The organism is Mesorhizobium sp. B2-4-14, assembly GCF_006442155.1.
In the GTDB taxonomy this organism is placed as follows: Bacteria; Pseudomonadota; Alphaproteobacteria; order Rhizobiales; family Rhizobiaceae; genus Mesorhizobium.
The window spans coordinates 285,870-298,048 of the sequence record NZ_VFVA01000001.1; the positions used below are offsets into that span (position 1 = coordinate 285,870).

General features: G+C 63.0%; 11 protein-coding genes. 4 read left to right on the forward strand and 7 right to left on the reverse strand.

Going from position 1 to position 12,179, the window contains the following annotated elements:
* The first annotated feature begins 231 nt into the window (after positions 1-231).
* From FJ938_RS01370 to FJ938_RS01385, 4 genes are all read left to right on the forward strand, one after another.
* A complete protein-coding gene (locus tag FJ938_RS01370) occupies positions 232-993 on the forward strand; it encodes a 3-ketoacyl-ACP reductase (protein WP_140690512.1) in 762 nt (253 codons plus the stop codon).
* Between the two features lie 12 nt (positions 994-1,005).
* Positions 1,006-2,634, forward strand: a complete 1,629-nt coding sequence (locus FJ938_RS01375) for a choline dehydrogenase (protein ID WP_140690515.1) — start codon at positions 1,006-1,008, stop codon at positions 2,632-2,634.
* A gap of 12 nt (positions 2,635-2,646) precedes the next feature.
* A complete protein-coding gene (locus FJ938_RS01380) occupies positions 2,647-2,964 on the forward strand; it encodes a Dabb family protein (protein ID WP_140609698.1) in 318 nt (105 codons plus the stop codon).
* Between the two features lie 90 nt (positions 2,965-3,054).
* Positions 3,055-4,272 (forward strand): MFS transporter, encoded by a 1,218-nt coding sequence (locus FJ938_RS01385; RefSeq protein ID WP_181165584.1) that lies wholly within the window; start codon positions 3,055-3,057, stop codon positions 4,270-4,272.
* A 7-nt stretch (positions 4,273-4,279) separates the two neighbouring features.
* On the opposite strand, the gene FJ938_RS01390 is transcribed toward FJ938_RS01385, so the two are convergent.
* From FJ938_RS01390 to FJ938_RS01420, 7 genes are all read right to left on the reverse strand, one after another.
* A complete protein-coding gene (locus tag FJ938_RS01390; protein ID WP_140690518.1) occupies positions 4,280-5,125 on the reverse strand; it encodes an EamA family transporter in 846 nt (281 codons plus the stop codon).
* A 1-nt stretch (position 5,126) separates the two neighbouring features.
* Complete coding sequence (locus tag FJ938_RS01395; RefSeq protein ID WP_140690520.1) at positions 5,127-6,041, reverse strand: endonuclease/exonuclease/phosphatase family protein; 915 nt, start codon at positions 6,039-6,041, stop codon at positions 5,127-5,129.
* A 187-nt stretch (positions 6,042-6,228) separates the two neighbouring features.
* Positions 6,229-7,782 carry a sodium:proton antiporter gene (locus FJ938_RS01400; RefSeq protein WP_140609691.1) on the reverse strand — a complete coding sequence of 518 codons (1,554 nt, stop codon included), beginning with the start codon at positions 7,780-7,782 and terminating at the stop codon, positions 6,229-6,231.
* Between the two features lie 343 nt (positions 7,783-8,125).
* Positions 8,126-9,190: an ABC transporter ATP-binding protein gene (locus FJ938_RS01405; RefSeq protein WP_140690523.1), complete on the reverse strand. Its 1,065-nt coding sequence runs from the start codon at positions 9,188-9,190 to the stop codon at positions 8,126-8,128.
* 30 nt (positions 9,191-9,220) lie between these two features.
* Positions 9,221-10,012: an ABC transporter permease gene (locus FJ938_RS01410; RefSeq protein ID WP_140609687.1), complete on the reverse strand. Its 792-nt coding sequence runs from the start codon at positions 10,010-10,012 to the stop codon at positions 9,221-9,223.
* Positions 10,009-10,803: an ABC transporter permease subunit gene (locus tag FJ938_RS01415; RefSeq protein ID WP_246673132.1), complete on the reverse strand. Its 795-nt coding sequence runs from the start codon at positions 10,801-10,803 to the stop codon at positions 10,009-10,011. Before FJ938_RS01415 ends, FJ938_RS01410 begins: the two co-directional genes overlap by 4 nt.
* A 186-nt stretch (positions 10,804-10,989) precedes the next feature.
* Positions 10,990-12,096 carry an ABC transporter substrate-binding protein gene (locus tag FJ938_RS01420; protein ID WP_140690529.1) on the reverse strand — a complete coding sequence of 369 codons (1,107 nt, stop codon included), beginning with the start codon at positions 12,094-12,096 and terminating at the stop codon, positions 10,990-10,992.
* Positions 12,097-12,179: the final 83 nt, after the last annotated feature.

Sequence of the window (12,179 nt, forward strand, 5' to 3'; positions counted from 1 at the left end):
TCTCCCCGTGAGGAACGGGGAGAAGGGACTTGGCCGCAACCCCGGCGCTCTTTCTGCAGCGATTGCCATTGGCGAAAGCGGCGGCGACGGCCTCCTTCTCCCCGTTTCTATACGGGGAGGTGAGGAGTGGTCCGCGCAGCGGACGAAAAAGCCAATTGCTTGGCTTTTCGAAAGACGAACGTCCGGCAGGGCGATGAGGGGCGGCACCAACCTTCTTGGGATAAGGCTCACATGACCCGCCCGGCCGCCATAGTCACCGGCGGTGCGCGTGGCATTGGCCTCGCGTGCGCCGAGGCGCTTGCGGACGCAGGCTTCGACATTCTCGTTGCGGACCTGGCCGACAGCCCGGCTGACGGACTTTCGGAAAATATCACCGCACGCGGGGCGAAATTCGCCTATGTCAACTGTGACATAGCCAACCTTTCCGCCCATACGGCGTTGGTCAATGCCGCAATGCGCGCCTTCGGCCGCATCGATTGCCTGGTCAACAATGCCGGCATCGGTGCCGTCGTGCGCGGCGATCTTCTCGAGCTGAAGCCGGAGAATTTCGACCGCGCACTGGGCATCAATCTGCGCGGCACCGTGTTCCTGAGCCAGGCCGTGGCCAAGGCGATGCTGGCCACACCGGGCGACCTCCCAAAATCGATCACCACCATCACCTCGGTCAGCGCCGACATGGCCTCGCCGGAGCGCGCCGACTACTGCATCTCGAAGGCCGGCCTTTCCATGTGGGTGAAAAACCTGGCGCTCAGGCTTGCCCCGGAAAATATCGGCGTGTTCGAGGTCCGGCCGGGCATCATCCGCACCGATATGACGGCAGGCGTGACCGCCAAATACGACGCCTTGATCGACGGCGGGCTGGTGCCGTCAAGGCGTTGGGGCGAGGCCTCCGACATCGGCGCCGTGGTGGCGACGTTAGCCGCCGGCAAGCTCGGCTTTTCGACCGGCTCGATCATCAATGTCGACGGCGCGCTCTCCGTTCCGCGGCTGTAAGTGGATAGTGTCATGACCGACTACATCATCGTGGGCGCCGGCCCGGCCGGCTGCGTTCTGGCCAACCGGTTGAGCGAGGATCCCTCCAATTCGGTGCTGCTGCTCGAGGCCGGCGGCAAGGACTGGCATCCCTATATCCATATGCCGGCTGGCTTTGCCAAGATGACCAAGGGCATCGCCTCCTGGGGCTGGTCGACCGTGCCGCAGAGGCACATGAACGACCGTGTGTTCTGGTACACGCAGGCCAAGGTGGTCGGCGGCGGCTCCTCCATCAATGCCCAGATCTACACGCGCGGCAACGCCCGCGACTACGACGCCTGGGAGAAGGAAGAAGGCCTTGCCGGCTGGGCCTATCGAGACGTGCTGCCCTATTTCAAGCGCGCCGAGAACAACCAGCGCTACGCCAACGATTTCCACGGCGACCAAGGCCCGCTCGGCGTGTCGAACCCGATTTCGCCGCTGCCGATCTGCGAGGCCTATTTCCGCGCCGGCCAGCAGATGGGCATTCCCTTCAACCCGGACTTCAACGGCGCTGCCCAAGAAGGCGTCGGTTACTACCAGCTGACCCAGAAGGACGCCCGGCGCTCCTCGGCCTCCGTCGCCTATCTCAAGCCAATCCGCAACCGCAAGAATCTGACCGTAAAGACCGATGTGCTCGTCACCCGCATCGTCGTCGAGAAACATCGCGCCGTCGGCGTCGAGATCGTCGACAGACCGGGTGGCCAGAAGACAATCCTGCGCGCCGACCGCGAGGTCATCGTCTCGTCCGGCGCTATCGGCTCGCCGAAGCTCCTGATGCAATCCGGCATCGGACCGGCCGACCACCTCAAATCGGTCGGCGTCACGCCGGTGCATGACCTGCCCGGCGTCGGCTCCAACATGCAGGACCATCTCGACCTGTTCGTCATCGCCGAATGCACCGGCGACCACACCTACGACAACTACGCCAAGCTGCACCGCACGGCATGGGCCGGCCTTCAATATCTGCTCTTGAAGAAGGGGCCGGTGGCCTCAAGCCTCTTCGAGACCGGCGGCTTCTGGTACGCCGACCCGACCGCCGCCTCGCCCGACATCCAGTTCCATCTCGGCTTGGGATCCGGCATCGAGGCCGGCGTCGAAAAACTGAATAACCCCGGCGTCACCTTGAACTCGGCCTTCCTGCGGCCGCGCTCGCGCGGCACGGTGCGGCTGAAGAGCGGCGACCCGGCCGACCATCCGCTGATCGACCCGAACTACTGGTCCGATCCCTATGACCGCGCCATGTCGCTCAAGGGGCTGCGGCTGGCGCGCGAGATCATGCGGCAGAAGGCACTTCAGCCCTACGTGCTGCGCGAAGTGCTGCCCGGTCCGTCGCTCGCCAGCGACGACGAGCTTATCGACTATGCCTGCCGCAGCTCCAAGACCGACCATCACCCGGTCGGCACCTGCCGCATGGGCCTTGACGAGATGGCCGTGGTGACGCCGGACCTGCGGCTGCGCGGCATCGAAGGCTTGCGTGTCTGCGACGCTTCGGTGATGCCGCGTGTGCCCTCCTCCAACACCAATGCGCCGACCATCATGGTCGGCGAAAAGGGCGCCGATCTGGTCCTTGGCCGCGAGCCGCTGCCGCCAGCTGTATTCTCCGGAAATCGCGCTGCTTGAAGGAAAGAGAAAATGATCAGGCACTGTGTCTTCGCCAGATTTCGCGACGATGTCCCCGACGGCGAACGCAGGGGAATCCATGCCGACCTGGAGGCACTGCGCCAGGTGATCGACGGCATGGACACGGTGCACTTCAGCGCCAATGTCAGCCCGGAGCCTTTCGCGCGCGGCTTCACCCATGGCTTCACCATCGATTTTCGCGACGCCTCCGCGCGTGACGCCTATCTGGTGCATGAAGCGCATCAGCGCGCCGGCGCCCGGCTGGTGGCTGCCCTTGAGGGCAGCACCGACGGATTGATGGTCTTCGACCTCGATCTTACGAAAAAGTGACCGCCGGCTCTTCGAAAGCCGGCCGATCGCTGTTCTCTTTTTCTTACTAGGCGACATATCGTTCCTTTGGGGGAACCAAAGGAGGACGCCTTGAATCTCAATGCCGAGCAGAAGAAAACCGTCCTGGCTTCATTCCTGGGCTGGACGTTGGATGCTTTTGATTTCTTCCTTTTGACATTCCTGCTCACCGATATTGCAAGTGAATTCCACACAGACGTCCCGGCGGTCTCAAAGGCACTGTTCCTGACTTTAGCGACGCGCTTCATCGGCGCGTTCTTCTTCGGCATGCTCGCCGACAAATACGGGCGCAAGCCCATCCTCATGCTCAACATCGTCAGCTACTCGGTGATCGGCGCGCTGGCCGCCTTCTCGCCCAATCTCGGCATCTTCCTGGCCCTGCGCGCTCTGTTCGGCATCGCCATGGGCGGCGAATGGGGGCTCGGCAGTTCGCTTGCCATGGAGTCCATCCCACCCAGCGCGCGCGGCATGGTCTCGGGCATCCTGCAATGCGGCTATCCGGCAGGCTACCTTCTGGCGGCGGTAGTCTATGGCCTGCTCTATCAGCAGACGATCGGTGGCTACACGATCGGCTGGCGTGCCATGTTCCTGCTCTCCTTTGCCCCGGCGCTGATTGTCCTGTTCATCCGCTCGCATGTGCCGGAATCGCCGGCCTTCGTCGAGGCGCAGAAGACCGTAAGGCCCGGCATGCTGGAAACGCTGCAGAAGCATTGGGGCGTCGCGCTCTATGCCGTCGTGCTGATGATGTTCTTCAACTTCTTCAGCCATGGCACACAGGATCTCTACCCGACCTTTCTGAAGAAGCAGCATGGCTTCGATCCGCACACGGTGAGCTGGATCACCATCGTCGCCAATATCGGCGCCATCGTTGGCGGCCTGGCTTTTGGCGCGCTGTCCGAGAGGATCGGCCGCGTCAACGCCATCACCCTGGCCTGCCTGATCGCCCTGCCGGCGATTCCACTATGGGCCTATAGCTCCACGCCGTTCATGCTCGCCATGGGCGCCTTCGTCATGCAGATCGCAGTCCAGGGCGCCTGGGGCGTCATCCCGGTGCACCTCAATGAACTTTCGCCGGGCGCCGTACGCGCCACCTTGCCCGGCTTCATCTATCAGGCCGGCAATCTCGCGGCGTCCTATGGCGGTCCGTATCAGGCGGGAATCGCGGAGGCACCGGGGAGCAGCTATGGCTACGCGCTGGCGCTTTTTGCCGGCGTGGTCGCCGTCTGCATCATCGTCGTCATCCGCTTCAGTCCGGAACGGCGCGGCCAGGTGATGACCGTGCTAGGTTGAGTGAGGCTTAACCCAGCCGGAGTGCGATGACCCCGGCAACAATGCTGAGCGCGGCCGCCCCGCGCCAGCCCGTCATCTTCTCGCCGAGCGCGTAGACCGAGATCAGCATGGCGAACAGGATCGAGGTCTCGCGCAGCGACGCGACCGAGGCGATCGGCGCCTTGGTCATGGCCCACATCACGATCCAGTAGGCCACACCGCTGAGCACGCCGGTGAACAGCCCGGTCTTCCAGTCGCGCGCCAGAACGGGAAGCGCCTTGGGCCCGCGGAAGACGAGGCACAGCACCAGGGCTCCCAGCGCATCGCAGATGAACAGCCAGGCGGCGTAGCTTTGCGCGGTTGCCGCCAGCCGTGCGCCGCTGCCGTCGGACAGCGTGTAGCTGGCGATGAACAGCGAAGTGCCGAATGCAAAACCGACCGCGCGCAGGTTGAGCTTTTCCAGATGCGCGCCGCCGCGAAACGACATCACAAGCGTACCGGCCGACAAGAGCAGGATGCCGACAATGGCGAGCGGTGCCGGCACTTCGGCAACGACGAACATGCCGCCGATCGCGGCCAGCAAAGGTGCCGTGCCGCGCGCCAGCGGGTAGGTCTGGGCGAAATCCCCGGCCTGGTAGGCGCCGATCAGGGAGGTGCGGTAGCCCATGTGGAAGATCACCGACGCGATGATGTAGGGCCAGACGTCCGCCTTTGGCACCTCGACGAAGGGCAACACCACGAGCGCGGCCGCACCCATGCCGAGCGTCATCAGCGTGATCGACAGAAAGCGATCGAGATGGACCTTGACCAGCGCATTCCAGATGGCGTGCATGGCAGCCGCGGCAAGCACCGCGAAGAAGACGAAAAACGTCATTTCAGGCTTGTCGACCTCCCAAGCCAAGCGGCGTTTCGAGATCGATGTCGACGCGGACGGGGAAATGATCGGATGCCACCTCGCCTATATCGGATTCGACCGAACGCACCCGCTCGGCGAACATGCCGCCGATGAAACAATGGTCGAGCCGGCGCTTTGCCAGCCTGCCGTCGATGATCTTCTCATGCGTGTGGAAATCAGCCGCCGCTTCGATCGCCACGGCGGCGGCATCGACGAAACCATCGAGATAGGCGGCACCCCGATGGTAGGGCGTGCTGCCGACGATGCGGCGATATTCGGCGCTGCCCGGCTCCATGTTGAAATCGCCCATCCAGATCGCCGCCGGCGGATTTTCCGGCTCGGCTTCGCCGCTGGTCCAGTTGCGCGAAGGCTCGTCATCGACGCCGCTCCACGGCCCGCCGTCGGTGGGCGCCCGGCAATGTTCGGCGAGCAGGTGGTCGATCTGCTCCAGCCGTTCTTCAGCCGCGATGTGCGCGAGATGCAACGACAGCACGCGCACCGGGCCGGCCGGCGTACGGATCATGCATTCCAGCGCGGCATTGCGGGTGTTGAGCGGCCGCAGCGTGCGGCGCATCGGCAGCGCATGCAGCCGCGACCACACGATCGGCAGCTTCGACAGCACCATGGTGCCGAACTGCCGCCGCCGGTTGACCAGGCGCCCGTCGCGCCGCTCGCTGGCATCCATGTCGAAGGCCGGCCCGTAGACCCAGTAATAGTCTGGCAGCAGGCGTGAAAGCAGTTCCGGCTGGTCGTCGAAATTGCTGCGTTGCCAGTGCCGCTCCACCTCCTGCAGGGCAATGATGTCGGCGCCGTCGACGATGCGTGCCGCGCGCGAAAGATCGTAGCGCTCGTCGCTGCCGAATCCGTACTGGATGTTGTAACTGACCAGCTTCATTGCTTATCCGGCTTATTTTCCATCATGGCAGTAGCGGTTCGGCGGATTGGTTGCAATGTGCAGGAGAATGGATGCGGCTTGTGCCAGAAGCCTCCCGCCCGTTGTGCGATCATGCACCGATTCCGGACCGTTCCGATATCCTCCACACGCCGGAAACGGCGTGTGACACCTCTGGCGATGAACCGTCCTAATCCGTCGTCAACGGCTGGAAACGGCCAGCCGGAGACGCCGCCAGTTCCGACCAGTCGATCTCTTCTTCCAGGCGATGATAGGCTTCGTCGCCGATCGTGCCGTTGCTGCGCAATTCCTCCAGCGTGTCGCGTTGGCGGTCGATGGCGTAGAGGCGCAGCCGGTCGTATTCGGTTGCCGCCTGTGCGTCATCAGGGTTTTGCGCGATCACGCGTTGGGCCTCATACTGCTCGCGCACCACGGCCGCCGCGACCGATGTCTTGCGGCTCAACACATCTAGCGCGGCCTGCATGACGGCGACGCGAGCCTGGGCCACTTCGCGGTCTATCGTCGTGTCCCGTTCGAAGTCGAGTATCCGCAGCAGCGGCTTCAGGCTCATCCCTTGCAATACCAGCGTGCCCAGGACCACCGCGAAGGCGGCAAGCACGATCGGATCGCGACCGGGAAAGCCGGCCGGCAGCGCAATGGCCACCACCAGCGTCACCAGCCCCCGCATGCCGCACCAGCCGACGAGCACGGAGCCGCGAAACGTCGGCGCATCGCTCCTCCGCTCTTCGCCGCCGAAGCGGGCAAACCATCGGATGATCGCAACGTAACTCGCCACCCAGAAAAGGCGTGCCACGATGACAACGGCCAGCACCGTCGCTGCAAAGAGAAAAGCTTCGCCTTGCCCATCGCCGGAGAGACGGCCGACGATCGATCGTGCCTGCAGGCCCATCAGCACGAAAGCCAGCACGTTGAGCACGAACACCGCCGACTCCCAGACCGAATAGGTGCTGACGCGGCGTCTCGCCGACATATGGCGCGGCGCCCTGCGCGCGATGGTGATGGCGTAGACGACGATGGTGATGATGGCGGACAGCCCGAGCCTGTCCGCCAGGATCCACACCCCGAACGTCCCGGCGAACTGCACCACGGTGCTGCTTGCCGCATCCTCGATCCGGGACAGCGTCAACAGCGAGAAGCGGCCAAGCAGATAACCCGCCACGAGGCTGCCGATGGTCGACAGCAGGATCGTTGGAACGGCGTTGCTCAGCGTGATCGAGCCGAGTGCCGCCGAAACCGCCAGCCGGTAGATCAGCAGCGCGGTGGCGTCGTTGAGCAGGCTCTCGCCCTGGAGAATGGCGGTGATGCGGTGCGGCACCTTGAATTGTCCGAGAACCGCGCTTGCCGCCACCGCATCTGGCGGAGCAACGATGGCGCCGAGCGCGATCGCCGCCGCGATCGGCAGACCGGCCATCTTCCAGCCGACGAAGGCGACGACGGCCGTGGTGAAGACGACAGCGCCGAGCGCCAGCATCACCAACGACAGCCTGTAGCGCTTCAGGTCGCGCAGCGAGGTGTCATAGGCGGAATCCAGAAGCACCGGCGCAATGAACAGCGCAAGCGCCAGTTCCGGATCGATTTCGATGGTCGGTGTGCCAGGCACGAAGGCAATAGCAACCCCAGCTAGGGCCAGCAGGGACGGATAGGGGATCTCCAGCCGTCGCGACAGCGCCGTCAATGCAACGGCCGTCAAAAGCAGGACTAGCGTCAGTTCGAAAAGAGCCATGGGCTGTTACATCCGTGGGATTGCTGGCGCAGATATGCATGCAGCATGCGGTGGATTGGCCATCAAACTCAAGCCCTCCAGCAATGCGCCTGAAATCGCCGCGGATGGAGCCTTGCCCGCTGTCCAGGAGATTATCCCAGCCGGTTCATCGCATCGGCTTGACGCCGCTTGCCGGATGCCGCTTGCCGACGCCTGAGAGGGGCGGGAATAATGAATGCGTCCAACCATGTGTTGGCATCGTTGCCGCCGTAATCCCGGCTGGATTGAACAGCATCACAATTTCCGACGACGCTGCCGCCGAAATCTGGAGCTAACCCCGTTCGCTGAGGCTCATACAATCGGGCTAATGCAACACCAGCATATCGCCCGACGAGAACGAAATCTCAGCCTTCTCGCCAACGGCGGGCGGCGGCGTCGCCGAGTTGTTGAACGTGTCGAGCGACACCGTGTTGCCGCCGATACCGACGCGGACCCGGATTACCGAACCGAGGAAATGCACTTCGGAAATCTCGCCGGACAGGCTGGAATCGCGGCCCGGCTGACGGCCGAGCGAAATTGCCTCTGGCCGCAGCGCCAGCGCCAGCGTATCGCCGGACTTCGAGCCGTTGAGCTTGCCCTTCAACTCGACTTCCTGCGTGTTGACCTGCACCTTGCCTGACGCTGCATCGGTAACCTTGCCCTCGAGAACGTTGAGCGTGCCGACGAAGTTGGCGACGAACTTGGTCGCCGGCCGGTTGTAGATCTCAAACGGCGTGGCAACCTGCTCGGCCTTGCCGCCATACATGACCGCGATGCGGTCGGAGATCGACAGCGCTTCTTCCTGGTCATGCGTGACGAAAATGGTGGTGATGCCGAGCTTCTTCTGGATCGAGCGGATTTCCTCGCGCAGCGAAACGCGCACCTTGGCGTCCAGCGCCGACAGCGGTTCGTCGAGCAGCAGCAGCTTCGGCTTCGGCGCGATCGCACGCGCCAGCGCGATACGCTGCTGCTGGCCGCCCGAGAGCTGGTAGGGATAACGGTCGGCCATCTGCGGCAGCTTGATCATGTCGAGCATCTCGGCCACGCGCTTGTCGGCGTCGGCCTTGGGCATGCCTGCAACCTTCAGGCCGAAAGCGATGTTCTGGGCCACGGTCAGGTTCGGAAACAGCGCGTAGGCCTGGAACACCATGCCGACATTGCGCTGGTTGGGCTTCAGCCGCGTAATGTCCTTGCCGGCGACGACGATCTTGCCGGCCGACGGCTCTTCGAAGCCGGCGACCATGCGCAGCACCGTCGTCTTGCCGCAACCGGACGGCCCGAGGAACGAGACGAATTCGCCCGGCTCGACGTCGAGGCTGAAATCCTGGACCACGGTGTTCGAACCGTAGGATTTTCGCACATGCTGGATGGACAGGAATGGCTCGGCCATGGCTTTTTCTCTCAGGTCAGTGCTTTTCGGTCAATTCGGACGGTTCGCCGATTTCGGCGCGAAGCGGGACAGGATCTGGATGAGCGACATGCAGCCCCAGGTGATGGCAAAAGCGATGATGGCAAGGGCTGCCGGCTCATAGGCGCGGTTGGCGCCAATGTTCTGCAGGTAAGGGCCGAAGGCCGGCCGGTTGAGCAGGCTCGCCATGGTGAACTCGCCAATAACGATCGCGAAGGTCAGGAACGCCCCTGACAACACCGCGATCAGCACATTGGGCAGAATAACCCGGCCGATGATCGTCGACCAGCCCGCGCCCAGGATCTGTGCTGCTTCCGTCAACGTCCGCACGTCGATTGTGCGCAGCCCGGTGTCGACTGCGCGATACATATAAGGCAGCGACAACGTCGCATAGCCGATCACCAGCAAGGCGTTCGCGCCCATATTGCTTCCCAGGAACGGCAGCGGCGAATTCGAACCGTACATCCTGATGTAGCCGAAGACGATGACGATGGCAGGTATGACCAGCGGCAACAATGTGATGAATTCGACGATCGGCCTGAGCTGAGGCAGACGCAGCCGGATCCAGTATGCAGCCGGCACCACGATCAGGATTCCGAGGATGATGGTGAAGATGGCAGCGATCACCGAATACAGGAAGGTCGACTGGAAGCGCGCATCGCCCAACACGATCTGATAGGCGTCGAAGGAATGGACGCCGCGCCGCATGCGCAGCGAGAATTCGACCGTCGCCATCAGCGGAATGAAGAAGTAGGCAGCGCCGACGATAAAGACGACCCAGGCCCAGAATTTGCCCGACTTCATTTGAGCCACCTCTCGGAGCGAGTCCGGAACCAGATGTAGAAGACGTTGGCCAAGCCCGTGATGACGATCATGCCGAAGGCGATGGCATATCCGAGCTGCGGGTTGTGCAGCACATCGCCGTTGATCTGCGAATAGAGCTTGATGGGAACGATGTTGAGTGCCGGGCCGGCAAACGCATAGGCGGTGGCAATGGCGCCGAAGGCATTGGCGAACAGAAGGATGACGGTGCCGAGGAAACTCGGCCACATCACCGGTATGACCACCATGCGCCAATATTGCGACTGCGTGGCGCCGAGCGTGGCCGCCGCCTCCCCCCATTCTTTCTTCAAGCCGTCGATGGCCGGCACGATGATGACCACCATCAGGGGAATCTGGAAGAACAGATAGACGGCGATCAGCCCCGACGTGGTGAGGAAATTGAAGCCCATCGCATAGATGTTGATATTGAGGACATCACGCAGCAGCGTCGTGACGATGCCGACACGGCCGAGTGTCGCCAGGAAGGCGAAGGCCAGCGGCAGACCGGCGAAATTCGACGCGACGCCAGAAAAAGTCAGGGTCGCGGAGCGCGTCCAGCTTGGAAGTCCGCCGCGCACGATCGCGATGGCTATCGCAAGCCCTGCAAAGGCGCCGATGATGGACGACCAGAAACTGATCTTGATCGAAACCCAGTAGGAAGCGCTGATCGACGGATCACTGACCAGCTGCAGGATGTTGTCCAGCGTAAGTCGGCCGTCGCCGGTCTGGAAGGCTCCCACGACGAGGTAGATCGTCGGCAGGATCAGGAACATCAGGACGAAGATAAAGAAGGGCGCCACGCCGATCCATTGCGTCGGCCAGCGGAAAGCAGTCGCCTCGTTCGGCGGCGCGGGCTTGGCGGCAAGCGACTGATTTGAAAGCGTAAGATCGGTCATGCGCCGGCTACCGTCTTCGAGGGAAAGCCGGGCGGCCTCACGGCCGCCCGGTCATTTCAAGTCTTACTTGACGTTGGCGCCGACAACGGCGTCCCAGTTCTTGCTGATGGCTTCCTTGGCCTTGCCCTGCTCGTCGAGCGTCGGGAAGGCAGCGGAAGCGTAGGCTTCAGCCGGAGGCAGCTTGGCCAGCACGTCAGCCGGGATCTTACCGTTCTTGGCGAGATCGTTGAAGCGGATCGGGTGGCAATAGCCCTTCAGCCAGCCGATCTGGCCTTCGTCGGAATAGAGGTATTCCATCCAGAGCTTGGCCGCATTCGGATGCGGAGCAAAAGCGCTGATCGCCTGCACGTAGACACCGGCGACAACGCCGCTCTTCGGCACGACGACGTCGACGGGCGGGTTGCCCTTCAGCGTGTCGCGGCCGGCAAGGGCGTTATAATCCCAGTTGATCAGGATCGGGGTCTGGCCCTGTGCCAGCGTCGCGGGCTTGCCGACGACCGGGACGAAATTGCCAGCGGCGTTGAGCTTCTTGAAGAAGTCGAGGCCAGCGGTGCCGGCGGCTTGACCAGCAGCGGCACCCGACGACAGGCCAGCGGCATACACTGCCTGGATGGCCTGGTTCGAGGCGCGCGGGTCACCGGCAACGGCTACCGCATTGGCGAACTCCGGCTTCAGGAGATCGGCCCAGTCCTTCGGCGATTCCTTGATCAGATCCTTGTTCACCATGAACGACAGAACGCCGTAATAGTCGCCGTACCAGGCGCCATCGGCATCTTTGGCGCTGTCCGGGATCGAGTCCCAGGTCGATACCTTGTAAGGCATCAACAGGCCATCGGCCTTGGCGGTCGGACCGAAGGACAGGCCAACGTCGATGACGTCGGGAGCCTGCGGGCCCTTGTTATCCTTGTTGGCCTTGATCGCCTCGACTTCGTCGCCGGAGCCGGCGTCGGGATTGAGTTCGTTGATGGTGATTCCCGGATACTTCGCCTTGAAGCCGGCGATGACGTCGCCATAGCCACACCAGTCATGCGGCAGGGCGATGGTCGTGAGCTGGCCTTCAGCCTTTGCAGCCTTGACGAGATCGTCCAGCGAAGCCGCGGACGAAATCACCGACGACACCATGAGGGTCGCGGCCGAAAGGGAAAGCACCTTCCCCGTGAATTTGAACATGTGTTCTCTCCGTTGAACTGACGCCGTTGGACGCCTGCGATGCGGTATCGTTTTCATGTGACAGCCAGATGAAAGCTTTGTGA